The sequence below is a fragment of the Xanthomonas sp. NCPPB 3442 genome, from assembly GCF_056725145.1.
In genome coordinates, this window is record NZ_CM161514.1 from 2650175 (window position 1) to 2675431 (window position 25257).

Genomic DNA, 25257 nt, shown 5'->3' on the forward strand with positions numbered 1-25257 from the left:
GTGTCTCGTGCACCAGCGTTGGCATTCGCGTTGGCATTTCGGCTTATGCTGGGGTGGTCCCTGACGCTGTGCGCATGTCTGCCGGCATTCGCACAGCTGGCGGAGGTCCCGCTTTTCCAGTTGCACCAGATGCACTGGACGGTCCAGACCGGCGCGCCGAGCGGCATGATCGCCATGACCCAGACGCGCGATGGCTATATCTGGGTTGTCGCCAGTGGAGGCTTGTTCCGATTCGATGGGGTCGAGTTCGAACGCGTCCAGCAGGTTGCCGGCGTTCCTTTGCCGACATCGCAAATCTATGCACTGTGGGCAAGGCCAGCGGGGGGCTTGTGGGTCGGCTATCTGTTCGGCGGCGCCAGCTTCATCGGTGAGGATGGAACATCGCAGCACTATTCCACTCAGGATGGCTTGCCACCTAACACGGCGATGAGCTTTGCCGAGGATGGCGGCCGCATGTGGATCGGGACCTCACGCGGCTTGTTCCGGTTAGAAGGCGGGCGGTGGACGCAGGCGGAAACGGCCTGGCAGTTTCCGCCGGTGCAAGTCAACCAGCTGGAACTCGACGGCGCGGGCACGCTGTGGGCTTATACGGACGATTCGCTGTACTTTCGCCGGCGTGGAGAGCGTCACTTCGAACTTGGCCTGAGGCAGGCGAACCATACCAAATGGAGTTACTTGCTGAAATCGCCGGATGGGCAGGTCTGGTTGGCGCAGCATCGATTAGGGCTCAGTGAACTGAAAGCCCCACAGGTCGGAAACGCATTGGCAATGACCTGGCAGAACTTTCCAGAGTCTGCCGCTGAGCTGCTGGTATTGATGATCGACCGCGATCGCATGCTTTGGCATGCGTCCTCCAATGGCCTCAAGCGGATTCCACTGCTCCGGCAAGACCGCACGGCAACACAGAGCACCCCGGCGAGCAAAGATGTCACTGCCCCCATCCGTCTGTTGGGCGAGACGCCGATCGCGCTCATGCAGGACCGCGAAGGCAACGCCTGGGTAATCTCTGATGGTGGGTTGTCGCGATTTCGTAGCTCTGCCTTCTTGCGAGTTGGGCTTGAGCGCGCTTCACGCGGTGCGGCATTGACTGCAGCGGGAGATGGCTCGATCTGGGTCAGTGATTCGGACCATGGACTGCACCGATTACGGAACGGATTAAGACAAGAATCGCTGCCGTCGTCCCATGAGAACTTTTCAGCCCTGCACCGGGATCACAACGGCACCTTATGGCTGGGTGGACGCCACAGTTCCATTTATCGCAGCAGCAGCAAGGGACTTGTCGAATGGCGTCCCCAGCACACACACAAAGCCAGCGGCATCCAGGCGATTGCCAGCCAGAAGGATGGCACGCTCTGGGTGTCGGTGATCCGGGGAGGCGTGTACCGGGTCGTCGACAATCGCTGGATGTTGTGGGGCGGGTTGGCCGCGTTGCCGCGCGAGCCGGCGACATCGATGACCGTGGATGCAGCTGGGCGGCTCTGGCTTGGCTATGTGCACAATCGCCTGGCGGTCGTCGATGGCGACCAAGTTAGGGTATACAGCGCTGCGGATGGGTTGGCGACAGGCCCGGTGCAGGTGATGGCCGTGTCGGGTCGCGATGTCTGGATCGGCGGCGAAAAAGGCCTCGCTCGTTTCGATGGCAAGCGGTTTCACTCGGTACTCAACAGCGAAGGACTTCGGTTCGGCAGCATCGCCGGGCTCATCCAGCGGGCAGGGGGGGAACTGTGGTTGAACACCAGCGATGGCGCGGTCTTCATCGATGCAAATGAAGTTCGCAATATCGTGGCAAACCCGGCACATCTGGCAAGGTCCAGGCTGTTCGACCACAACGATGGCTTTCCAGGAGCCGTACAGCTCCTGAGCACATGGCCAACTGCCATCGAAAGTACTGATGGACGGTTGTGGTTCACGACCTCCAGCGGCGTGGTTACGCTTGCGCCGGGGCCACTGCCACGCAATATGGTGACGCCCAACGTCTACCTAAAATCCATCACGGTGGATGGCCAGCGCACCAGTATCGAAGGACAGAGTCGCTCAGTGATAGCGCTGCCTACCAAGCCGCGGGTGATTCAGCTCGCCTATACCGCACCCAGTTTCACCATGCCCGAACGCGTGCAGTTCCGCTATCGCCTAAAAGGATCGGCCATGGGCTGGGAAGACGTAGGCACCAGGCGCGAGGCCTTTTTCACGGGTCTGCGCCCCGGGAACTATCGTTTCGAGGTTGTTGCAGCAAACGAATCGGGGGTTTGGAACAACGCTGGCGCAAGCGTGGACTTTGTCGTCCCGCCCACCTTCGTGCAGTCGCGCACCTTCCTGGCCCTGTGCGTTGCAGCGATCGCCTGCGCCCTATGGGTGCTGTTCTTCCTGCGCATGCGCCAGGTCAAGGCAAAGCTACAATGGCGAAGTGAGGCGCGATTGTTGGAACGCGAGCGCATCGCACGCGATTTGCACGATACGTTTCTGCAGGGCGTGCAAGGGCTGATGCTGAGATTCCAATCGGCCGCCGAACGGATACCGGACGGAGAGCGCGCACGCGAACTGATGGAAGATGCGCTGGATCGCGCGGACAGAATTCTGGCCGATGGTCGCGACAAGGTGGCCGAATTGCGCACTTCGGTCTGCATGGACCTGCCGGATGCATTGGCGATGTCCGGGAGCGAACTGGCGCGTGATTATGGCGTGGCCTTCCAGTCCTCGGTAGAGGGCAGCCGACGCGCACTGGATCCGCTGGTTCTGGATGAAGCCTTCCATATCGGCAGCGAAGCGATGGCCAATGCCTTTCGCCATGCGCGTGCCACCCGCGTGCAGGTCGTCACCGTCTTCGGGCGCCGGCAACTTGAGATACGCGTCAGCGACGATGGATCTGGCTTCGATCTATCGGGAGTCAAGGATGGGCACTGGGGCCTGAAAGGCTTGCGCGAGCGTGCCGCCAGGGTGCGCGGCAATCTCAGCATTTCGAGCAAACCGGGTGTTGGGAGCACCGTGCAATTGCAGCTGCCTGGCAGCTGGGCGTATAAAGACGCCCGAAGACGGCGCTGGAACTGGCGCAAGCTCCTTGGCATGCATCAGGAGGACCCGACGTGAATCGGGCTAGAGACACCTCGCCAGCGTTGATTACCGTCATGGCCGTTGACGACCATCCGCTGCTGCTCGACGGCATCAAGGCCGCGTTGAGCGAGCAGCCGGACATCGCCTTGATCGCCGAGGCCACAAACGGCCGCGAGGCGATCGAACAGTTTCGCGTGCATGGGCCGGACGTCACGCTGATGGATCTGCAGATGCCTGGCATGGGCGGGCTGGAAGCGCTGCGCGGCATCCTCAGCGAATGGCCGGAAGCGCGCATCGTGGTTCTGACCACCTACCGCGGCGACGCGCAGGCGATGAGCGCGCTCAAGAGTGGAGCCAGGGGCTTCATGCTCAAGGGAATGATGCGCAAGGAATTGCGCGATACGATCCGCGCAGTCCACGCAGGGCGGCGTGTGGTGCCTGCGGAAATCGCTATGGAACTGGCACAGCATGCCGGCGAGGACGACCTGTCACCACGCGAGATGGAAGTCTTGCGAGAGCTGGCGCGTGGCAACGCGAATCGGGAAATCGCCGAAAGCCTCAGCGTCACCGAGGGCACGGTGAAAGCGCATATGAAGCGCATCCTGTCCAAGCTTGGTGCCAAGGACCGTACGCACGCGGTGTTACTCGCCCTCAAACGCGGCATTCTCGAGGTGTGAATCGGGGTGATCTTGCGTCGCCTGCAACCCATCGGTCACCAGAACAAGATGGAGGCAAGGCGAAGGGGCCTTGCTCTGCAAGACGACTCCACCTAGGCGTGAGGGCGGCGCCTGACGGTCAAAGGCATAAGGAAAGATCATGGCGCTGCGTTGGTTATTGCTACTGCCGATCCTCTTGGGCGGCTTTCTCATTGCCGGCGTCCTCGGCAGTCTGTCGACCGCAGTGGTTGGCGTCTGGCATCTTCCTGGCGCAGGCTTCAGCGCCGCGCTGGCGGTTGTCATTCTTGCCTATGTCGCTGCGCCTGCAGTCAAGCTGCAGACCGCGCTCTGCGCGCTGCTGCTCGGCGGCGGCGTCGCCTGGTGGTTGCTGGAACCCTCGTTTTATCCAGAAAGCTACCGCGATCGGGGGGCCTATATGCCGACGCATCTGCCTCTGCTGGCGACCTGCCTTGGCGGACTGCTTGGACTGTTTACCGTGCTTGTCCATCACCAGCGGCGCCCTGTCGCGCATCGAACGCCAGGCTGATCAGGGCCATTCAATGCGCCCCCATGTCGACCAGGGCGAGGTGGACATGCCTACCTACGGAGAGTCCGGTCACGTCGGCATGCTTTGCTTTGAATTACAACGCATCTGACACTGCTTCGCCAACGTTGAGGCGGTGAACCACGCACATGCCAGGTGATAAACGATTGAGCTGGAGATGGTCGACCATGCCCGACTCACTGGCTTTACACGGGTAACTCTTGCAATCTTGCAATGCGCTTGAGCTTGCTATCAAGTCAAGGGCTTTTGGTGATATCACGTAATCCGGCGGCATGAGATACAGTCACGCAGCCCGTGACGCACAGAAGCGCTTTGGCCATCACCGCGATCGACGCGAGAGGCCAGGGCTGCAGAACGCTCTCCGATTCGGAGTGGGCCTGGTCTATCCACCCTGAGATAGGAGATGGCGGCGTTGCGTCGTCTGACACCCTTATGGATGCGCTTCATCCTGCACTGCTGCATCGCGGGCGCAGGATTGCTGTTTGCGCTAAATGCGCATGCGCTCGACCGCGAGCGCAACCTCGCGCAGCTGCATCATACCGCCTGGACTGCGCGCGATGGCGCGCCGAGTCAGGTACGTGCGCTTGCCCAGACCAGTGATGGCTACCTGTGGATCGGTGGAGCAACCGGCTTGTTCCGCTTCGATGGCGTGACCTTCGAACGCTACGACAGCATTGGCGGCTCGCAGCTGCCGTCGCCCAATGTCACCGCGCTGCTGGCGACCCGAGAGGGCGATCTCTGGATCGGCTTTCGCAATGGCGCAGTGGCCTGTCTCAGAGACAAGACCTTGCAGGTGTATTCGGGCAAAGATGAGCTCCCACCCGATATCGTGTTCGGATTCGCACAAGATCATGACGGGGCTATCTGGGCCGGCACCGCGCGTGGTTTGGCTGTCCTCGAGGGCAAACGCTGGAAGACGGTCGGCGTGGTGCAGGGCTTTCCGGAAGGCGAGCGCGCGCGGGTGCTGGGCGTCGATCGGACGGGCACGCTGTGGGCCGCCGGAATCGAGAAGCTGCTGTTCCTGCCGCGCGGCGAGCAGGTCTTCCGCGATACGGGCCAGCGATTGAATGATGCCGCTCAAATCGCTCAGGACGCAGCGGGACGCCACTGGATCGCCGAGACAGCGCGCGCGGTGCGGCCGCTCGCGTTGGCAAGCAGCGGCCGTGTCGGCAAGGACGAAGAAATCTGGGTGGGGTCGCAGGCCATCACGTTCGACCGAGATGGCGGGCTGTGGATCGCCACCGTGGGTGACGGCCTGCGCAGGATCAGCCACCCCGAACAACCCAAACCGGCTTCCAGGGTCGAGGTGTTTACGCAAGCAAACGGACTCAGTTCGGATTTGCTGATTGCCGCCCTGGAGGATCGCGAAGGCAATCTTTGGTTTGGCAGCGATAAGGGAGTCGATCGTTTCCGCCATGGCGATGTTGTACCGGTGAGCATACCTGGCGGACACGCCGGGTTCACCCTGATGGCGGGAGAGGGCGGTGATATCTGGGCTGCCAGCTTCTCGGCCAGACCTCTGCTGCAAATCCGCGGCAACGCAGTGATTCCGCATGCGCAGGTCGTCAATATCGACAGTGCCTATCGTGATCCCGTCGGTGCCATTTGGTGGCCAGGATATGTTGGTCTCTGGCGCTACTATCAAGACCGTTTCGTGCTGATGCCCTGGCCCGCTGGTGTGCGTGGAGGCGATTGGTTCTTGCACACGCTTCACGGCGATGGCAGTGGAGGACTGTGGGCCGACATCGGAGGCCATGGGTTCAAGCACTTCCGCGACGGCAAATGGGAAGACACCACACCGGGCGGATATCCTGCAGGCGCCACAAGTGCGGTATTCGAAGATACCCAGGGGCGCGTCTGGCTGAGCACGCTGCCCGATCGCTTGCACCGCATCGAAGGTGGCAAAACCCATACCTATACGAGCGAACAGGGGCCTCAGGTGGGCCGGGTGATGGCGATCGGTGGCCGCGGACCTCATCTTTGGGTTGCCGGCGAACTCGGACTGGCGCTGTACCACCAAGGGCGCTTTTCCAAGATTGTTTCCGCAAAAAATGACACGTTGGGCAGCATTTCTGGCCTGGTCGAAACTGCCTCTGGCGACCTATGGCTCAGCGATGTGCAAGGGGCGATTCGCATACCGGCTGCAGAAGTCTCGCAGGTGCTCGCTAATCCGACACATCCGGTGCGTTACCGAAGGTTCGACTATCTCGATGGCTTGCCTGGCGCCCCGCAGATGGCGCCGACCAACTTCACCGTAGCCGAAGCCAGCGATGGGCGGGTGTGGTTCGCCACCGACAACGGTTTGGCCTGGATCGATCCCAACCGCTTGCACCACAATCCGTTGCCACCGCCGGTATATCTGCATGCTGTGGAGGTGGATGGTCGTACGTTTTTGCCCGGAGCGTTGCTGCAATTGCCCGTCGGTGCACAACAGTTACGCATTGCCTACGCCGCGCTGAGCCTTTCGATTCCAGAACGGGTGCGGTTTCGCTATCGGCTCGAAGGCGTCGATCAGGGTTGGCAAGACGCCGGCACGCGGCGCGAGGCGATCTATACCAATCTGCGTCCTGGCCACTATCGATTTCGCGTTCTTGCCGCCAACGAGGACGGGGTCTGGAACACGCAGGGTGCAGCGATGGAGATCCAGATTCCACCGCCCTTCTATCTGACGAGCTGGTTCTTGACGTTATGCGTGCTCGTTGGAACCGGGCTGCTTTGGCTCATTTACCTGCGCCGACTGCGGGTTATGGAGGCACGCTTGCAGGCGCGGCTGGCCGAGCGCCATCTCGAACGCGAACGGATCGCGCGCGAACTGCACGACACCTTGTTGCAGGGTATCCAAAGCCTGATCCTGCGCTTCCAGGCGGCGATCGAAAAACTCCCCGTGAAGGAGCCGGCACGCATTGCGATGGAGGGCGCGCTCGAGCGTGCCGATGATGTGCTGAGCGAAGGGCGTGATCGCGTGCAAGGGTTGCGCGCCGCTGCCGCGCCGGTCAGCGACTTTCCGCAGGCGTTGGCCAGCGTGGGCGCCGACCTGATGCACGACGCTGCACCGAACTTCCAGATGCGCGTCGAAGGTACGCAGAGACCGCTCGATCCACTGGTACATGACGAGATGTTCGGCATCGGACGCGAGGCCCTCATCAATGCGTTCAACCATGCACAGGCGGGCACCGTAACGCTCGACCTGCATTACGGCGCCAAGGCGTTGCGCCTGTGTATCAGTGATGATGGCCGCGGCATCGCGACCGAAGTGCTTGCCGCGGGCGTGCGGCCCGGTCACTGGGGATTGGCCGGCATGCGCGAGCGCGCTGCACGCATCGGTGCCACGCTCGCATTTCGAAATGGCGTTGCCACCGGTACCGAAGTGGAACTACAGGTTCCTGCAAAAATTGCGTATCGGCCTGCGGTGGCCGGCTGGCGAGGTTGGTTTGGCCGCATGGGTAAAGACCAATAGTTCCATTTTGGAGACAGGATAAACATCCTGCTCAAGAAAAAATCCAGCTCCTCTCGCAAGGGCCGCAATGAGGCTTTGCGCTGTTGAATTGCGAGAAAAACTAGGGTGATAAGCCTTTTCGACCGGAAGCGCATGACGGGCCCTACTTCCAGGCGATCAGCCAAGAGTGGAGGGGCGACGCGACGAATACCTTGCTTGGCGCCGCGCTCCGCCTCGACGGCGGCGGCCTCGCGAACAGCGGATGCTGACGACGAGGGGGATTAGGGATGTTTATTTGGGGTAGGGAAGGGTAGCTTCCGACCCCAATCAGAATCTATCAGGCAAGTTGATCTGAAGACGACGTTATTTGGTCGTGGCCGTGGCCGTGTCGGACCCATGCCTTCGTGACGCTTGAGCGGTGCGTTCCTGCCGACGCTCACAGGCCTGCTTATCCGGCGCGCCAAAACGTCAGTGCAAGTGGCTCCGGGCAAGCTCGCGAGCTGCGCATGACCGGCGCGGGTCAGCACGATCGCCGCGCCGCTGCTCGGCCGATTGGGGCTCAAGGTCAGTCCCCAGCGAGGGATGGCTCTAGCGTCGGCTGGTGAGCAGTGCGAATGAATCTGTATCTCAAAGCGCCAACGTCTTGTCCTGCGATCTTGCCGAAGTGCTGCTCTCGCCATTCGCCAAGATCCACCACGACGACCTTGACCAATGAATGCTGAACCGCTTTTCGTTTGGCGTTCCGCCTACGCACCGAAGCCCGGATGTCGGTGGCATTCGCATGCCAGAGCAATCCGCGCAGCCGGCGTTCTGGGATCCGTTCGCCGCTCGGTGCAACCAGATCACGGCCAGCCAATCGCCAGCCCGCGCAGGGGCCGGTCAGTTCTACATGGTTCGTGACCCGCGCCGATGTAGATCTGCCGCGCAGCTGTTTGGGCATTGCTCGCCAACAGCCAGCACGGTGGCGACGGTCTAGATTGTAGGTGTCAGTCATGCGGCAAGTTCCGTTTCGCTAGGGGAACGGTTCGGCGGCAGGTCTTGATCCAAAGCCAGATCCAGCGCAGCCGAGCCCGCGCCGCACGACGAGATGATTTCGCAATCTTGGTATATATCTATAGTGTTGCGTGGTCAGAAGGTGCGCGATTACTACATTTTCTGCAGAATCAGGCGTATCCATCGTTGCATCGTAAGTCCAACCGGAATCGTTGCGAGCAAAGACGGCGGGGGGCGCAACACGTAACGCGAATCCCGCCAGCCCTGTTGCCCAGCAGTGTTGCGTTGCAAGGCAGCAATTTACGTTAGCGCACTGCACGAGGGGGAATCCTCGCACCCAGCCATGAGCATCTCAAGCCATAGTCCCGCAGGGCAAGGGCAAGGGCAAGGGCAAGGGCAAGGGAGCTTCCCACTCCAAGAAAGAGTTGACAAATCGAGAAATCTAGAAATCGGCTCAACTTATCGAACACGGCCTGACTGTTCAAACGAACGGGGCCAGATCTGGGCGTGGCCGAAACGGCAGCGGAATCGCCACCCATGCGCCTACTGGATCGGAAAGGTCGCGCTATCCACGCGGAACGAGTAAGAAGCAGGAGCAGCTGTGCTGTCAGTCAGCCCTGGGGCGACGGCGTGTCGACATAGACCTGATGGCTCGGCCAGCGGCAGGTGCTGCTCATTACGAAGGCGACACTGTGCCGGGCCCGGGTAAACGCCACGTAGTACTTGGCAGGCGAACTAAGACGCGAGCTGTCGGCAGTGCGAAGAAATTCAGTCAATGGGCCATTGGGGAAGATCAGCACGCGTGCATAGGTGCGTCCCTTGCACTGCCCGAAATTGACCGCTGGCAACCCTGCGCAGCCTTCCCGACGGTCATAGCGCAGTACGACGGGTGCAAATTCCCGGACGTACTGCGCGACCTGGCCGGGGCCCACAACGTAGATGCCATCGTGCCCGGTCACCTCTGTATTGCCTGACTCGGTGCGAGGCATGTGCGGGTACAGCGCATCGGCCAGATCACAAAGCGATTGTGGACAACGGTGGCTGGTCAACCGGTGATCGATCTGACAAAGATTGCGCGTCTGCCAGTCCTCGAACAGTCCCATCATCGCCACACCCCGGTATTGACGATTGCGCGGGGAATGATTGGTCGCGTATGTCGCTTGGCGCGTGTCGCCGACCAGCAGGATTTCGATACCGCTGGTGAGCAATCGCTCCACCAAATCCAGGTCGTAGCCTGCCAGGTCTTGGACCTCATCGATGTAGAGCTCATCGTACATCGCGGTCAGACGCTGGATGACCTTGCCTTGGGTGAGCTCATCGCAACGCACGGCGAAGTCGGCGGCACGATCGGAATACATCCTGTTCCCGGCGAAGTAGTGGCGAGCTACCTGGGCGCGCGGGGCGCGATTATCGGTCTGGCCTTCAACGAAGAGGATAGATTCAACCCGAGGCTGCGCGCACAGCGCGCTCTGATAGGGTCGAACGCACTCGCGCAACAGGAAGCTATACCAGCTGTAGAGCGTCACGTGTGCCGGCACCGTTCCTGTTTGGCGTTCGAACGCGCGACGAATCTCTTCCAGATTTTCCAGCGTATAGGTCATGATCGCGATGCGACGCTCCGGGCGAGCCAACGCTTCACGAACCAACAACGTGGTCTTGCCCGAACCGGCGGCCGACAGTATTGCGCGATTACGCGATGGCACGCTGCACATAGTCCGGGAATTCGATCGAATGCGGGCTGTTGAAGATCGCCAAGGCTGTGTCGGTCTTGTTTCCTCGCATGAATTTGAGCAAAGCGGCCTCATCGGCAAAGGCCTTGTCTAGGACCTGGTTCAACTTGGCCAGCGAGTTGGCTTTGATCAATTGCTGCTCCAGTGAAGGCGCCCGTTCGTCCGAGTCGTAGTAGATGTCGTTCAGGAAACCGGCGTAGCGTTCCTGCAGTACGGTGACATCGCCATCATTGTCAGTGACGACACGTGTGGGGATGTTGAGCCGCTTGGCTATCTGCAAGAATCGTTTGAAGGCCAGTGACTTGACCGAAATTACGTCCACCCCACGGGCCAAGGGCGCCACGCCGTAATGATCTTTGAAGGCGCGGTGGATGATCAGTTCATCTGATGGACCTTCCACCAAAATCGCTTGCTTGGCCAGTATTAATCGCAACGTGTCATGGCCAGGCAGCTTCATGAAGTAGTCGTGCGTGTCCGCTGGCAACTGATCCAGCTTCATGCGCCCGCCCGCGCTAAACAGGATCACGTTGTCCACGCCAAGCTTGTTGAGCACGAAGCTGCTGTGGGTCGCTATGACCACCTGCTGGAGCGTAGACAAGGCGGCGATCTTGTCGATCAGCTGGGCCATGCTGGAGAAGGACAGATGGTTCTCCGGCTCCTCCACCAATAGGACGTGCGCCGCGCCGGCCGCGCGCATGGCCAGCTTCATCTTGACCGCACTCTGCTCGCCCTTGCCGGCCTGGGTGAAGGGCAACTCGTCCAGATAAGGGGACAGGCTAGCTTCCCAGGTCGACCGGGCTGAGGTGTCCACCCCAACGGTCAGAGCCTTGTGACTGATATCACCGGTGTTCTCGCCGAGGAACGTATTGATCGCCGCCACGTCCGCTTCCTGGGCAAAGCTGTGTCGCATCCGGCGGTAGGTCAATGACAAGGCCACCCGCTGCGCCGGGGTAAGCACCTGGTCAATGATGCCGGCGATGTAACGGTCCGCCCCGGAGAGCGTCCGCGTGGCGGTCGTATCGATGATCGTGGAGTCGAACGGCACACTGCGACCAGTGACCGCGTTGTAGGCAAAGGAGTGCCAGCGCACGGTGTAGTACTCGACCGGCAGGCTACCGCTTTGATGCTGCAGGTAGACATCGAACTCCTCTCGGTACTCCTCGTTGAGCTCGATCTGCAGACGAAGGCCGGCGGTGTCCGCCCCCAGGGAATTGTTGGTGCCGCGCAAGGCTGCCAGCCCAGGATCCCGTCCGAGGTAGGCCTCGATCATGATTCTCGGCGGTGAGCTGCGCTGATTCTGGCGCAGCGTCTCTAGGTATGCCTCCACCGTCGGCTGGTGGAACAGGTAGGGCGTTACCTCATAGGCGATGCCTCGGCCGTGCAATTGGCCGGTCAGCACGGCATGGATAGCTTCCAGAAGCGTGGACTTGCCGACCTCGTTATTGCCCACGATCAGATTCATGTGGGCATTGAGTGGCAGATCCAGGTGGCGGAACGCCTTGAAGTTCTCGATGACAACGCGTTCGATCGGCATGGTTCGCCCCCTAATGACCCGCACCCTTCCCTCGATGCGATCTGCACCCGGAAGCCCCGTACCATCCTAACCGTCTCGCGCGGGGTTCCGTGGATCGCATGCCAAGGGAGAGGGTGCTCACCGAATCCGACGGGCCGTTTGCGCAAGTTGACGGCCGCTCTATTCTTCCGTGGCAGGCGTCGTTCGCGGTGCTCGGATTGAGCGCTGCGTGGGCGGTACGGCCGGCTGAAGCAGAGCAGCAACTTTCTGAGATTCTGATGCGCTTAGGTTCGGCACCGTTCTGGAAGTGCCTGCGAGCGCACCTGTCAGCCGTCGCGGAGACGAGCGGATGCCTTGTCGATGAAGAGTGACATCTCCAATCGGGAGGACAATGCCCCAGGCGGGACTTCTGTAGCTAGTTTTTGCGCGAGCACCGACGCCAGAGCCTTCTGGGCATCAGTTGGTGCCTTGATGTCCCAGTCCAAGGATTCAGACAGTGCGTTGGTCAGGTGTTTGCCAAGCCTAACGTTGAATCGCTCACGCGCAGCAGCCTCTCGCAACCTAGCCCATTGACGGACGAGGGCGCGCTCGTCTGACTCCGAGATTGGGACCTCGAGGGTTATGCCGTGCTCAGGTGCGACCAGATAGAGGCCCATGGAACAGTTACATCCTTGAAGACTTGACCAAAAACTAAGGATATCTTAGTGTGAAAGCGTGGTCGCTTGCGCCATCCTATGGTTCCAACCGTAGGGGGCTCAGTGTCCGATACCACGCGTCCAATCTTTGCCCAGAGACTGGCCCAAGCACGTAGTCGTGCGGGTCTTTCCCAAGCGCAGCTCGGCGTCCTGGCCGGTATGGAGCCTGAAGTGGCAAGCCCTCGCGTCAACCAGTACGAACGCGGCGTGCACGAGCCCCGCGCCGATATGGCGAAGAAGCTTGCGGAAGCCTTGAATGTTCCTGCGGCGTTTTTGTATACCGAGGACGAGATGTTGGCCAAGCTGCTCCTGCGTTGGAACGATCTCAGCAAGACGCAGAAGCGCGATCTGGTGAAGCAGGTTGAGCAGTCAACTGCTACAAGCAAGTGACGCCCGAACTGACGGTGCGCGCGCCGTCTATTCGGACGGTAGCTCGGGAGATGTGAATGCGTGACGTCCGGAACGAATCCGTGAGGGTCGCCTTTACGTCCGAGGAGAAGCGCAAGCTCGTCGAGTCCGCCCGCGTAGAAGGCAGATCACTCGCTGACTACATCCGCGAACGGGTCCTTGCGGAATGCCGAGTAGAGGACGAGATGTTTCATCTGCTGCTAGACGACCTGGCTCGCGCAGCGGCGCCGCTGCAAGGTGCTGGAATCGGCCAGCCAGACCCAGAAGACGCTAGTACGCCACTAGAGCTGCCGGAGCAGCAGCGCGCCCGCATAGCCAAGGAAGTGCGGGCTTCATTGTCTGGCGAGCAGATCGAAGCCTTGTCCCAGTTCTTGAGTCCTGCGTTCGAGCGAGGGCTTTGGCCTGGCCCCATGCCGCGAAATGAGAGGGTGGAAGATGATGCGCCAGGGGCTCATTGACGCCGTGTCCGATGCGTCCAATGAGCTTCATCTTCATCCGGTAGACGGTGGTCGTTGGGTCGGGGTTATATACCTGAAAGATGCCAAGCGGATCGAAACTGCGCCGCTATCAAATATCGACGCCGGCAGGTCCGAGATTGCCAAGCGCGTTAAGGGTCAGCTGAAGAACGTCATGCGGGCACAAGATGGTGGGATGATCCTGAGTGAGGACTGGTGTCGGAAAGATCGTTGTTGATCCGCGGCGTTCCTAGCAATCAGGTGCTCATCGCCGTCGGCCAGCCCAAAGAAAACGCGCACGTCGAGCTTGTGTTGGACAGCAGACCTGCTTGCTGCGGCCAATTTATCGCTTCGGCCATCTCCCAGATTCTGCAACCATGCGCGATCAGGGAAGTTTATCGATGGCGGGGAAGGGTCGCTACCGACCCGAAGCGGCCGTAGAGAAAAAAGCCCCCGGCACGAATGCCGGGGGCTCTCCTCTTTAAGCTGCCTTCGACGGCAGCACGTGACGCAGCACTTGGTCGAGCTTTTCAGTCCAACTTGCGTCGTGGATTAACCGCGCGACAGCGAGATCGCTGTTGATGACCTCTGCCTTGGTCAACTGTGATACGGCCTGCCAATCCGCATCCAGCACGTATGTCGCGTTGTCGAGCATGCGACTCTCAAGGACGTACAGGTTGTGCTTGGTAAAGCCGAAGACCCAGTAGCCATCGAAACCGGCACGACCGATAGCTGCGAAGTCAGGCCCGTACTGTTCCACAGCTTGGACACGGGCACGGATGACAGGCTTCACCGATGCCGAAGCCCTCTCGGTGACACGGTCAATTTCCTTCTTGACCTGTGCCCAGGGCACGCGGCCCTGCGGGAAGATTTCCCAGTTAAGCCGCTTGATCGGAACCCGCAATGGCGGAACCAAGTCGGCGCGAACGAACTCCACACCGCCGAAACCTTCGATCACAAGGTTTGCCGCCATGAGCAGGGAGTCCGAAGCGCCGTCGGGATCGTACTCGGGGGACGCGATCACCTTGGCCCCATCGGGCCTCGCCATGATCGTGAATTCCACACCCTCGCCGGCAACGTAGGTGCGGGGATAGCGCCGGTACGTCCGCTGGATGAAGTCTTCGACTTCGATCTTGTCACGCCCACGCCATTCCATGCGCTTCCACGATTGCAGCCGAGTCATTTCCTCCATCGGCTGCTCGCGATGAACGATCTCGTATCCGTTCGCGTTCCGTCGCGCAGCGGGGCCGAGGTGGACGCTAGGCATGACCGACTGCCCTACGTCGAAGGGTTCTACGAATCCGAACCGCTTGAGCATGTGGGCGCTAATGCCCTCCATGCTCATGACGGCGCGGGCCAACTCACCTTCCGCAAACTCGGGAAGATGCCTTTCAAGCTTCAAGATGCGTTTCATTGTCAGTTCTCGATAAACGAGACCTTCAATGACCTAGCGCGTGGGGCTGGCTTGCCAGCCCCGATCCCAAGTCCGCTGTCTACACGGTCAACGCCGTGGATATGAACGGAAGTGCTTGCGTACGTGCTCTGTCCGCCCAAAACGGCGACGGACGTAAGCACGAACGGGCACTGGCCTGCTCAAGGTCATACGAAGCCCTCATGTGAGGGAGCGCACCGTTTGAGAGCGAGACTTTTGACAGACGACACAGGATGTGGATTAATCCCTGTGTCGGCTCCCGCTAGGGTTGACAAAGTTCTTGCTCTGTAGTAGACGGCGCTCCCGTAGCCCGCTACCCGGTAGTCCGGCATGGCTAGATGCGCGCCAACGCACCTTGTCCATCCGGGTAAAGCAACCAAGTTGTGAAAGAACAGCCCCCGCCCGCAACGGCGGGGGTTTTTCATTCAGGTTGAGGCTACCACTCCTCGTCCTCAGCGCGCCATGGAATACGCTGTGGATAAGTTATGGAAAACCACAAGTCCTACCCCGTGCGTCAGCGCTTGACCCCAAGATGTTGGGAAATACCGCTTGTTCAGGTTGCCAGCAAGCTACAAGCGTATGGTCGCTCTGTCAACCGCGTTCACGCATTTAGTTTCAATGACTTAGGAACACCTAATCCATCCTGACGTGACCCCGCCGTTCTTGCAGTAGAACTGGATGTCGCCAGCGCCTGAAAACGGGTCGATGGCAGGAATCCGCAGCACCCAAGACGACTACCATTTCCGGTCGCCAATAGTGCTGAATACCCGTGGTGCTTCTGGTTCAGGCCACCGAACCGGTTGTCTTCCGCCCGGTCGTGGTCGCTCTGGGGCAGGACGAAGTTGACGATGGCGGTGGCCAATATCAATGGTCCCCTACGCCAACTCGCGCTTCGGCATCATCGCGTCAAAAACCGAGGCCGAAGCGAGCGGGATTGCGCTCGTCAAAATCTACCTAGGGCAGCGAGGAGCTACTGACCGCTTCTGGCCGGAAGCAGCCGTTGGTTTTGCTATTTGACCTCGATCTGGAATCGGAAGCGGTTCAAGTAGTCAACCTTTCCGATCCAGTTACTAGAGGCCTGCCTACAAGGCGCACCGGGTCGAACGAGAACACGTGCTCCAGCGGTGCATCATGGCAGCGGCCAACCAGCCGGTCCGGAAAAGCGGCCCGTCCGTGATCCAGATCCACCTCAGCCGAGCAGATAGGGCAGGTGCCCCAGTGGCGCACGACGGCGAACTCGCGAGATTTCAACTTTCGACCTGGCGATGGCATGGTGCGGAGCTGACCGTAGAGCTCGCTCAGCGCCAGGAACGAGGGCTCCGCTATGGTTACCCGCTGTGTGGGCAGAAGGATCACCGGCCGCAACAACCACCAGAGCCCGGCCGTCACCAGCATCACCAGGCCGAGCTGGGCCAGTGTCGCGGTGGTCACCGCGTGGCCACGGCTCCATGAGGTGTACAGCCAGAACCAGACGAGTCCGATGAGCACCATGTTCAAGGCCGCGGTTCCGATAAGCACGTAGCCGCGCCAGGACTGCACCGGGAATGGCCGGCTGCCCACCAACAGCCGGAGCCATAGCGCTGGCTTGGCTGGATCCATCTGGTAGCGGATCTTGGTCGGATCGGCCTCTGGTGGCGCGACGTCCTCCTCGGGCTCCGCTTCGGGCGTCGGGCGGAAATCGAAAGACAGCCGAGAGGGCAGGCCACGGCCGCCCCCTTTCTTGACCACGAGGTAAGGGGTAAGGGCAGAGCCTGCCTGAGCGCACCGCTGTCGAAGCTGTTCCTGTCGCGATTCCCACCAGTTCCCCAGCTCGGCCGCCCGGAATACCTTGGACTGGCCATCGCCAGTTCCTTCCAACTGCTGAAAGAGCGCCCGAAGGGTAGTGGTGTCCGTCTCGGGGGGCGGCTCGCCGCGCGAGATGGCGGTCAGGGTCGTGTCCATGACCTCCCGGAGGACCCGGGCATTGCGCTGCTGTCCCCCCTCCCGATCCAGCCATTCAAGCGCCAATTGGAGGGATTCAACCTGTGGATTACCCGTTTGGGCGGGTTTAGATCTGTTTGCGTCCATGGCCTGCCGCGAATTTCTGCTTTCCCTCCGATCAAGGAAAGCGCCATGGACACCATCCCAGAGCCGTTCTCACTTCGCAATCCGTCGGGCAACCCGCTGGCGCGGCGTGGCGGGTTCCGCGTCCCGTTTGGCCTGAAGGATGGCCGTGTCTGGGCCCCCAGCGAGGTGTCCAAAGGCAAGGCGTGCGGCTGCATCTGCCCGGGGTGCCATGCCCCGCTGTCGGCCAAGGCCAAGGAGAGTCGCCGCAAGCGCCCCCACTTCGCCCACCTGACTGACACCGGCTGCCAGACGGGTCGTGAAACCGGAATTCACGAACGGGCCAAGCAGCTGATCGCAGACCACCAGCGGCTGGTGATCCCGGCCTGGACCGGCGACCCGATCGACATGCCCAACCCGCCGCATGCCCGTGACGACGATGGCCGGCTCCACTGGGGGCGGAAGGTCGACCAGCCGAGCCGCAGCATGTCGTTGCGCGACATCGAGATCGAGCGATCGCTGGGCAGCTACAAGCCCGATGTCGTTGCCCGGGATGAGGTGGGCGAGTTGCTGATCGAGATCCGCGTGACCCATGCCGTTGGCGACATCAAGGCGGCGCGCGTCCAGGCGCAGGGCCGGAGGATGGTCGAGATCGACCTGTCCCAGCTGCACCGCGACACTCCCCACGACCTGGCCGCCTTCGAGCACGCCGTGCTCGATGACGCTGCCAATCGCAGTTGGATCTCCTGTCCCGAGGCGGTAGCGGAGTGGGGTGCTTCCAAGCAGGAACTGGACGAGCAGGTTGCGGCGAGGAACCAGCAGATCGCACAGCTGCGGGAGCAGATGGCCAAGGCGGCCCAGGCCCGCAAGGAACGCGAGGCCCAGGAGACCAGGGACAAGGAGGGCCGGAAGGCCTACATGCGCCGCCAGGAGCGTGCGAGACACGCTGAGGACCTGGGCCATCTCATGGAACTGACCTCGCCTGAGCGGATCGAGCGGATCCTGCGCGAGTATCGGGTCAGCGCGGAAGACCGCGTCAGCGAGCTCCTGGACGCCGTGCCAGCGGCGATTCGGTCCGCCTGCCTTCGAGCCCATGAAGATGCCTGGATCTTCGGAGTGGACCCGGTTCTTTGGCAGCTCCTGGCCCATGACCACTTCGTGGCAAAGCGGTCCCCGGGTGATCGCTTCAACCAGAGGGACGTCGCCGCGTGGGTCCGGCGTAGCTTCTACCCAGAGAGGGCGCTGTACAGGCTCTTCGTCACCCAGTACGCCGCCCGCGCCGAGGCCCAGCGCGCAGGGTTCGCCAAGAGAAGGCTGGCTTACTGGGTTTTCACCGACGAAGAGAACGAGCGGATTCCGAACTTCTACACGCCCGTCAACGACTTCGTCGACAGGCTGGAGTCCGCCCGGGTCATCCGACAACTGCCGGCGCCCAGGGGCGAGTGCGAAGTCCTTCCACCGCCCGCCGGTGGCTGGCACCCGGTCGCCTACGTGGATCCGGGCAACGATTCCGGTGACCGATCATCCTCGCTTGTCGCCCTTTGAGCCGGCGGCACCTAGAATCGAGGTCTGGAGGGGGCACGCGATGCCATGAATGTCATTGATTTCAAATGGCGTGGGAGTCCTGTCGCCCCCTTTCTTCCTTCGATTCACCGTTTTGCCAGGATCCGGAATCTGTGACCGTACTTGAGACTCTGCTCGACACCCTGCGCCAGTCCTCGATGACCGAGCGCGAGAAGGGCACCTACTTCGAAGAATTGATCCTGGCCTACCTGCGCAACGAGGCCACCTACCGCGACCTGTATGCCAAGGTCTGGACCTGGTCCGACTGGGCGCCCGCCCACGGCTTCAGCGCGAAGGATGACGGCATTGACCTGGTCGCCGAGGAAGCCGGAACCGGCGCGATCCACGCCATCCAGTGCAAGTTTTACGACCCGGACTACCGGCTGCAGAAGAAGGACATCGACAGCTTCTTCACCGCCTCGGGCCGCAAGCCGTTCGCGCACCGGGTCATCGTTTCCAGCACCGACCACTGGTCCGACAATGCCGAGAACGCGCTGATCGACCAGCAGCCGCCGGTCAGCAAGATCACCCTGCACGATCTCGAAGCCAGCCAGATCGACTGGTCGCGCTTCCAGCCCAACGCCCCGGTCGCGCTGAAGGCGAAGAAATCCCTGCGCCCGCACCAGCAATCCGCGCTCAAGGCGGTCACCGCCGGGCTGCAGGACGCAGACCGCGGCAAGCTGATCATGGCCTGCGGCACCGGCAAGACCTTCACCAGTCTCAAGATCGCGGAAAGCATGGCTGGCAAGGGCGGCCGCGTGCTGTTCCTGGTGCCCAGCCTGTCGCTGCTGCAGCAGACGCTGACCGAGTGGACCCAGGAAAGCGCGATTCCCCTGCACAGTTTCGCGGTGTGTTCCGACAGCGACGTCGGCAAGAAGAAGGGCCGCAAGGAGGACGACGCCGTCCAGACCCTCGCCCACGAATTGCGCTACCCGGCCACCACCGACGCCCGCGCACTGGCCAAAGGTGTCGCCGCGCGCAGCGACAACGCGCACATGACCGTGGTGTTTAGCACCTACCACTCCATCGAGGTCATCCACGACGCCCAGCAGCAGGGGCTGGCCGATTTTGACCTGATCGTCTGCGACGAGGCCCACCGCACCACCGGCGCCACCTTCGAAGGCGACGACGAATCCGCCTTCGTGCGCGTGCACGACGCCGCCTACATCCGCGCCGGCAAGCGCCTGTACATGACCGCCACCCCGCGCATCTACGGCAACGAGGCCAAGGCCGTGGCCGAGCGCGACAACGTGGCGCTGTACTCGATGGACAACGAGGCCTGGTACGGCAAACAGCTGTTCGTCATCACCTTCTCGGAAGCCGTCAAGCGCGGCCTGCTGGTCGACTACAAGGTCATCGTGCTGGCAGTCGAGGAAAGCCACATCAATCGCCGCCTCCAGACTCTGCTGAAGGACGAGAACAACAGCCTGCGCGTGGACGATGCCGCCAAGATCGTCGGCTGCTGGAAGGCGCTGGCCAAGCTCGGCATCCACGAGGGTGCCGGCGAAAGCGCCGAACCGATGAAGCGCGCGGTCGCGTTCTGCCAGGTCATCGAGCCCAGGCGGGGTGGCAAGACCCACAAGGTCAGTTCGAAGGAAATCGCCGACATGTTCCAGGCGGTCGTGGACGCCTACCAGGACGCCGAGGACATCGAAGACGCCGCGCGCATGACCTGCGAGGCCAAGCACGTCGACGGCAGCATGAACGCCGGCGAGAAGGAAGCGAAGCTCGACTGGCTCAAGGCACCCACGCCGCCCGACACCTGCCGCGTGCTCAGCAACGTGCGCTGCCTGTCCGAAGGCGTGGACGTGCCGGCGCTGGATGCCGTGCTGTTCCTGACGCCGCGCAACTCGCAGGTGGACGTGGTGCAGTCGGTCGGCCGGGTGATGCGCAACGCGCCGGGTAAAAAGCGTGGCTACGTGGTGCTGCCGGTGGTGATCCCCGCCGGCGTGGAGCCGCACGAGGCGCTCGACGACAACCGCACATATGCCGTGGTCTGGCAGGTGCTGCAGGCCCTGCGCAGTCACGACGACCGCTTCGATGCGATGGTCAACAAGCTCGATCTCGTCGGCCCGGACCGCAGCAAGATGGAAGTGGTGGCCATCGCCGACACTGTGCAGCGCAAGACCGCGCGGCTGGTGGATTCCAGCGCCCGCAAGGCCGCGAAGGCCAAGGGCAGGCACAGCATCGGCGAAACCGCACCCGGCTACGAGGCTGAGGTGCAGGGCGAGTTCGCCTTCGAGATCGGCGAAGTCGAGCGCGCGCTCTACGCCAAGGTGGTCGAGAAGTGCGGCAACCGCCACCACTGGGAAGACTGGGCCAACGACATCGCCAAGATCGCCCAGACCCACATCGATCGCATCAAGGCCCTGCTGGAGGATGAGACGCAGGCCAAGGCCCGCGACGCCTTCAGCGCCTTTGCCAGCGAACTGCGCGACGACCTCAACGACAAGGTCTCGGACGCCGAGATCATCGAGATGCTGGCCCAGCACCTGATCACCAAGCCGGTGTTCGACGCGCTTTTTGCCGACTACAGCTTCGCCAGCCACAACCCGATGTCGAAGGCGATGCAGGCCGTGCTGGACGTGCTGGAAGGCGAACAACTGCACAAGGAAGCCAGCACCCTGCAAGCCTTCTACGACAGCGTGAAGCTGCGGGCCGAAGGCATCGACAACGCCGCCGGCAAGCAGAAGATCGTGGTGGAGCTGTACGACAAGTTCTTCCGCAACGCCTTCCCGCGCATGACCGAGCGCCTGGGCATCGTGTATACCCCGGTGGAAGTGGTGGATTTCATCCTGCACAGCGTCAACCACCTGCTGCAGAAAGAGTTCGGCCAGACGCTGGGCTGCAAGAACGTGCACATCCTGGACCCGTTCACCGGCACCGGCACCTTCATCACCCGGCTGCTGCAGTCCGGCCTGATCAAGCCCGGGGAACTGGCGCACAAGTACAAACACGAGATCCACGCCAACGAGATCGTGCTGCTGGCCTACTACATTGCCGCCATCAATATCGAGGCGACGTATCACGAGCTGGCCGGTGGCGATTACATGCCGTTCGAAGGCATCCTGCTCACCGACACTTTCCAGATGTACGAGAAGGACGATCTGGTCGATGCGCTGCTGGTGGACAACAGCAAGCGCCGCAGGCGGCAGAAGGCGCTGGATATCCGCGTGATCGTGGGCAATCCTCCGTATTCGGCTGGGCAAACGAGCGCGAACGACAACAACGCGAATGTTGACTATCCAGCGCTGGATGCGCGCATCCGCGACACCTACGCGGCACGTTCGGACGCCACGCTGAAAAATGCGCTGTACGACAGCTACATTCGTGCGATCCGCTGGGCCAGCGACCGCATCGGCAATGCCGGCATCATCGGCTTCGTCACCAATGCCGGCTGGCTGGAAGCCAACACCGCCGATGGCCTGCGCCAGTGCCTGGCCGAGGAGTTCTCGGACATCTACGTGTTCCACCTGCGCGGCAACCAGCGCACCAGCGGCGAAACCTCACGCAAGGAAGGCGGCAAGATTTTCGGCAGCGGCAGCCGCGCACCCATCGCCATCTCGCTGCTGGTCAAGAATCCGCAGGCCAGCGTGCATGGCCGTATCTTCTTCCGCGACATCGGCGACTACCTGACCCGCGAGGACAAGCTGGAGAAGATCGAAGCCTATGCCAGCGTGGGCGGGATTCCCGAACAGGATTGGCAGCGCATCACCCCGGATGCGCATGGCGACTGGCTGAAACAGCGTGACGACAGCTTCGGAAATTTCATCGTGATGGGTAGTAAGGACGACAAGACTGCCGCCGTCTTGTTTGACAATTACTCTCGTGGACTTCAAACCGGTCGAGACGCTTGGGCCTACAACGCCAGCAAAGCCAAACTCTCGGCCAACATGGCGGGCATGATCGGCTTCTACAACGCCGAAGTGGCTCGTTTCGATGCCGCATACCCGGGGCTGGATACCAAGACGAGGCAGGAGCACGTAGACGGTTTCATAGACAGCGATCCCACACGAATCAGCTGGACACGCGCACTCAAACAGGACCTTGGCAAAGATCGCAGCTATGCCTTCGACTCTGATTGCATCGTCCCAAGCCTGTATCGACCATTCGCCAAGCAATGGCTTTACTTCAATCGAAGATTCAATGAGATGGTTCTTCATATGCCGCGGCTGTTCCCATCAAGATTCTCAGAGAATCTGGCGATTACGATCAAAGGCAACTGGAGAGGAGATGGCCATTTCGCATCCATTTCCAATTCCCCAACAAGCGATCAACCTGATGGAGGAGCGCAGTGCTTTCCCCTCTACCTCTACGACGAAGCCGCCCAACAATCCGATGACGGCCTGTTCGCCGGCCAAACCAGCAACGGCCCACGCCGCCGCGATGCCATCACCGACGCCGGCCTTGCGCATTTCACCAGCGCCTACCCGGGCGAGGCGATCAGCAAGGAAGACCTGTTCTATTACGTCTACGGCATCCTGCATTCGCCCGAGTACCGCGAACGCTATGCCGACAACCTCAGCAAGGAACTGCCGCGCATCCCGCGCGTGTGTACCGCTACCGACTTCCGGCATTTCAGCCAGGCCGGCCGAGACCTCGCCGCGCTGCATCTGAACTACGAGACGGTGGACAAATATCCGCTCACCATCGAGGCCAAAGGCAAGCTGACCGACGCCGACTACCGCGTCGAGAAGATGAAGTTCGCGAAGAAGAGGGACCCGGAGACCGGCAAGTCCGTCAACGACCGCAGCACCGTGATCTACAACGGCAAAATCACCCTGCGCGACATTCCCGAAGCCGCTTGGGACTACATCGTCAACGGCAAGGCCGCGCTCGATTGGGTGATGGAACGCCAGGCCGTGCGCGTGGACAAGGCCAGCGGCATCGTCAACGACGCCAACGACTGGGCCATCGAAACCATGGGAAACCCGAAGTACCCGCTGGAACTGTTCCAACGCGTGGTCACCGTCAGCCTGGAAACGCAGAAGATCGTCGCTGCGCTGCCACCGCTGGATATCCGTGAAGACGGCTGACCCCTAAAAAATGCAGGCACAAGGACATTCCTATGAATGAAGTGGTGTGGGGCATCCACGCAGGCCGCACCGGCGATGCCGATGCCTTGTTCCTGAAGCAAGGCTGCATTGCCATCGGCTGGGACGCCATGGGCGACCTGTCCGTACTGGCAGCCGACCGCGACGCCTTCCGGCAGCGCTATGTGCAGGCCTACCCGGAGGCGAAGAAGGGCGGCATTGCCACGGTGTCTGGCATTCCCTACCGGTTCCTGCACGAGATGAAGGCCGGTGACCTGGTGGTGTACCCCTCCAAGCAGGACAAGCAAGTGCACATTGGCCGCGTCACTGGGCCGTACCAATACGTGGCCGATGCCCCCCGTGGGTATCCGCACCGCCGAAGCGTGCAATGGCTGAGCCACGTGCCGCGCCTGCAGTTCACCCAGGGCGCGCTGTACGAAATCGGTTCCGCGCTCAGCCTGTTCCAGGTCAAGAGCTATGCCGACGAGTTCCGCGCGGCTGTGGGCGGCAAGTCCGCACCTGCGTTGCCGGTGGACCAGGACCATTCGGTGGGCCTGGTCACCGATGACATGGAAGACACCACCCGCGACTTCGTGCTCAAGCGCCTGGCACAGGAGCTGAAGGGCCTGCCACTGGAGGATTTCGTGGTGCACCTGCTGCAGTGCATGGGCTACCACGCGCGCAAGACCCGGGTGAATGAACCCAGCGTGGACGTGATTGCGCACAAGGACCACCTGGGCATCGAGCCGCCCATCATCAAGGTGCAGGTCAAGAGCAGCCCCAATACTGTGACCGACAAGGACGTGTCGGCGCTGTACGGCAAGCTGTCCCACGGCGAATACGGGCTGTTCGTGACCCTGGGCAGCTACAGCCCGGCCTGCCGCAATTTCGAGCAGGGCAAGGGCAACCTGCGCCTGATCGACGGCGATGAACTGGTGGACCTGGTCTTCGCCCACTACGAGCAGTTCGATTCGCGCCACAAGGGCCTGCTGCCGTTGCGCCGCATCTATGTGCCGCAGGTGCTGGAGGCGGACTAACAAGGGCAGGGCGGCGAATATGATGCATCGCTCCATCTATCTGGTACGCCACGGAGAAAGTGTCTCCAATGCGGGTGGCATCACCATGCCCCATGCCTTGATTCCACTGACAGAAGCGGGGCGCAAGCAGGCAGAGGCGCTATCGGCTCGGTTGCCAGCTCAGCCCCCCAGGATTCTTGCCTCGCCCTTTATCAGGGCGCTGGACACCGCCGAGCCTTACGCCAAGCGAAGGCAGGTCAAGATCGAGCAGGAGCCGTTGCTGCAGGAGTTCGACATGATTGACCCGGTGTTGATCGCCGGCATGGACCAAGCGCAACGGCGCCCGATCGCCGATGCGTTCTGGAAAGAGGGTGATCCCACAAAGAAGATGGGCGAGCAGGCCGAAAGCTTCGGGCAGTTCGCGAGCCGAGTATCCGCGTTCATGACCGACCGGCTCCCGCTGCTACCCGACGGAACGGTCTGCTTTGGTCACGGCATCTGGATTGGCATGGTGGCGTGGAAGCTGCTTGGGTTCGGGGCGGACACCTGTGATGACATGCACCGCTTCCGCCGTTTCCAGACTGGCCTGCCGCTGCCCAACGGCGCGATCTACGCCCTTGAGGAATTGGCGCCCGCTCGGTGGGTACTCCGCAATAGATTCGAGTGAATCA

17 protein-coding genes are annotated in these 25257 nt (G+C 61.5%); 11 read left to right on the forward strand and 6 right to left on the reverse strand.

What is annotated here, in order from left to right:
• Nucleotides 1–45 precede the first annotated feature (45 nt).
• From AC1POX_RS11495 to AC1POX_RS11510, 4 genes are all read left to right on the forward strand, one after another.
• The gene (locus tag AC1POX_RS11495; RefSeq protein WP_372356180.1) at nt 46–3084 is read left to right on the forward strand and encodes a sensor histidine kinase; all 3039 of its coding nucleotides are present in this window, start codon (nt 46–48) and stop codon (nt 3082–3084) included.
• A gap of 38 nt (nt 3085–3122) precedes the next feature.
• A complete protein-coding gene (locus tag AC1POX_RS11500; protein ID WP_008575732.1) occupies nt 3123–3725 on the forward strand; it encodes a response regulator in 603 nt (200 codons plus the stop codon).
• A gap of 139 nt (nt 3726–3864) precedes the next feature.
• Entirely contained in the window at nt 3865–4251 is a 387-nt protein-coding gene (locus AC1POX_RS11505; RefSeq protein ID WP_372356181.1) for a hypothetical protein, read from the forward strand.
• A gap of 421 nt (nt 4252–4672) precedes the next feature.
• Nucleotides 4673–7726, forward strand: a complete 3054-nt coding sequence (locus AC1POX_RS11510) for a sensor histidine kinase (RefSeq protein WP_372356182.1) — start codon at nt 4673–4675, stop codon at nt 7724–7726.
• 544 nt (nt 7727–8270) lie between these two features.
• Here AC1POX_RS11510 and AC1POX_RS11515 read toward each other — a convergent pair.
• The 4 genes from AC1POX_RS11515 to AC1POX_RS11530 form a co-directional block, all read right to left on the reverse strand.
• Nucleotides 8271–8699, reverse strand: coding sequence for a hypothetical protein (locus AC1POX_RS11515; RefSeq protein WP_372356183.1), 429 nt, complete (start codon nt 8697–8699; stop codon nt 8271–8273).
• A gap of 610 nt (nt 8700–9309) precedes the next feature.
• Nucleotides 9310–10410 (reverse strand): UvrD-helicase domain-containing protein, encoded by a 1101-nt coding sequence (locus AC1POX_RS11520; protein ID WP_372356184.1) that lies wholly within the window; start codon nt 10408–10410, stop codon nt 9310–9312.
• Nucleotides 10388–11962 carry an ATP-dependent nuclease gene (locus tag AC1POX_RS11525; protein ID WP_372356185.1) on the reverse strand — a complete coding sequence of 525 codons (1575 nt, stop codon included), beginning with the start codon at nt 11960–11962 and terminating at the stop codon, nt 10388–10390. Before AC1POX_RS11525 ends, AC1POX_RS11520 begins: the two co-directional genes overlap by 23 nt.
• Nucleotides 11963–12267: 305 nt before the next feature.
• Nucleotides 12268–12597 carry a hypothetical protein gene (locus AC1POX_RS11530; protein WP_372356186.1) on the reverse strand — a complete coding sequence of 110 codons (330 nt, stop codon included), beginning with the start codon at nt 12595–12597 and terminating at the stop codon, nt 12268–12270.
• A 102-nt stretch (nt 12598–12699) separates the two neighbouring features.
• On the opposite strand from AC1POX_RS11530, the gene AC1POX_RS11535 reads away from it, so the two are divergent.
• On the forward strand, nt 12700–13026 hold the full coding sequence (locus AC1POX_RS11535) for a helix-turn-helix domain-containing protein (protein ID WP_372356187.1): 327 nt from the start codon (nt 12700–12702) through the stop codon (nt 13024–13026).
• Nucleotides 13027–13082: 56 nt separating this feature from the next.
• Nucleotides 13083–13502 (forward strand): hypothetical protein, encoded by a 420-nt coding sequence (locus tag AC1POX_RS11540; protein WP_481108581.1) that lies wholly within the window; start codon nt 13083–13085, stop codon nt 13500–13502.
• A 478-nt stretch (nt 13503–13980) separates the two neighbouring features.
• On the opposite strand, the gene AC1POX_RS11545 is transcribed toward AC1POX_RS11540, so the two are convergent.
• On the reverse strand, nt 13981–14913 hold the full coding sequence (locus tag AC1POX_RS11545) for a hypothetical protein (RefSeq protein ID WP_372356189.1): 933 nt from the start codon (nt 14911–14913) through the stop codon (nt 13981–13983).
• A gap of 885 nt (nt 14914–15798) precedes the next feature.
• Here AC1POX_RS11545 and AC1POX_RS11550 point away from each other — a divergent pair.
• Nucleotides 15799–15948, forward strand: coding sequence for a hypothetical protein (locus AC1POX_RS11550; protein WP_372356190.1), 150 nt, complete (start codon nt 15799–15801; stop codon nt 15946–15948).
• Between the two features lie 24 nt (nt 15949–15972).
• Here the strand turns inward: AC1POX_RS11550 and AC1POX_RS11555 are convergent, their stop codons facing one another.
• A complete protein-coding gene (locus AC1POX_RS11555; RefSeq protein ID WP_372356191.1) occupies nt 15973–16872 on the reverse strand; it encodes a hypothetical protein in 900 nt (299 codons plus the stop codon).
• A 171-nt stretch (nt 16873–17043) separates the two neighbouring features.
• Between AC1POX_RS11555 and AC1POX_RS11560 the strand changes: the two genes are divergently transcribed.
• From AC1POX_RS11560 to AC1POX_RS11575, 4 genes are all read left to right on the forward strand, one after another.
• Complete coding sequence (locus AC1POX_RS11560) at nt 17044–18519, forward strand: competence protein CoiA family protein (RefSeq protein WP_049450194.1); 1476 nt, start codon at nt 17044–17046, stop codon at nt 18517–18519.
• A gap of 131 nt (nt 18520–18650) precedes the next feature.
• Nucleotides 18651–23573: a DEAD/DEAH box helicase gene (locus tag AC1POX_RS11565; RefSeq protein WP_372356192.1), complete on the forward strand. Its 4923-nt coding sequence runs from the start codon at nt 18651–18653 to the stop codon at nt 23571–23573.
• A gap of 32 nt (nt 23574–23605) precedes the next feature.
• A complete protein-coding gene (locus tag AC1POX_RS11570) occupies nt 23606–24607 on the forward strand; it encodes a restriction endonuclease (protein ID WP_218490586.1) in 1002 nt (333 codons plus the stop codon).
• A 22-nt stretch (nt 24608–24629) separates the two neighbouring features.
• Entirely contained in the window at nt 24630–25253 is a 624-nt protein-coding gene (locus tag AC1POX_RS11575; RefSeq protein WP_218490587.1) for a histidine phosphatase family protein, read from the forward strand.
• The last annotated feature ends 4 nt before the right edge of the window (nt 25254–25257 follow it).

Bases quoted from the DNA above. Each gene is read 5' to 3' on its own strand.
- AC1POX_RS11540 (WP_481108581.1), top strand. From the start codon at position 13,083: ATGCGTGACGTCCGGAACGAATCCGTGAGGGTCGCCTTTACGTCCGAG.
- AC1POX_RS11515 (WP_372356183.1), bottom strand. From the start codon at position 8,699: ATGACTGACACCTACAATCTAGACCGTCGCCACCGTGCTGGCTGTTGG.
- AC1POX_RS11575 (WP_218490587.1), top strand. From the start codon at position 24,630: ATGCATCGCTCCATCTATCTGGTACGCCACGGAGAAAGTGTCTCCAAT.
- AC1POX_RS11500 (WP_008575732.1), top strand. From the start codon at position 3,123: ATGGCCGTTGACGACCATCCGCTGCTGCTCGACGGCATCAAGGCCGCG.
- AC1POX_RS11550 (WP_372356190.1), top strand. From the start codon at position 15,799: ATGGTCCCCTACGCCAACTCGCGCTTCGGCATCATCGCGTCAAAAACC.
- AC1POX_RS11495 (WP_372356180.1), top strand. From the start codon at position 46: ATGCTGGGGTGGTCCCTGACGCTGTGCGCATGTCTGCCGGCATTCGCA.
- AC1POX_RS11520 (WP_372356184.1), bottom strand. From the start codon at position 10,410: ATGTGCAGCGTGCCATCGCGTAATCGCGCAATACTGTCGGCCGCCGGT.
- AC1POX_RS11545 (WP_372356189.1), bottom strand. From the start codon at position 14,913: ATGAAACGCATCTTGAAGCTTGAAAGGCATCTTCCCGAGTTTGCGGAA.
- AC1POX_RS11510 (WP_372356182.1), top strand. From the start codon at position 4,673: ATGGCGGCGTTGCGTCGTCTGACACCCTTATGGATGCGCTTCATCCTG.
- AC1POX_RS11525 (WP_372356185.1), bottom strand. From the start codon at position 11,962: ATGCCGATCGAACGCGTTGTCATCGAGAACTTCAAGGCGTTCCGCCAC.
- AC1POX_RS11505 (WP_372356181.1), top strand. From the start codon at position 3,865: ATGGCGCTGCGTTGGTTATTGCTACTGCCGATCCTCTTGGGCGGCTTT.
- AC1POX_RS11530 (WP_372356186.1), bottom strand. From the start codon at position 12,597: ATGGGCCTCTATCTGGTCGCACCTGAGCACGGCATAACCCTCGAGGTC.
- AC1POX_RS11570 (WP_218490586.1), top strand. From the start codon at position 23,606: ATGAATGAAGTGGTGTGGGGCATCCACGCAGGCCGCACCGGCGATGCC.
- AC1POX_RS11555 (WP_372356191.1), bottom strand. From the start codon at position 16,872: ATGGACACGACCCTGACCGCCATCTCGCGCGGCGAGCCGCCCCCCGAG.
- AC1POX_RS11560 (WP_049450194.1), top strand. From the start codon at position 17,044: ATGGACACCATCCCAGAGCCGTTCTCACTTCGCAATCCGTCGGGCAAC.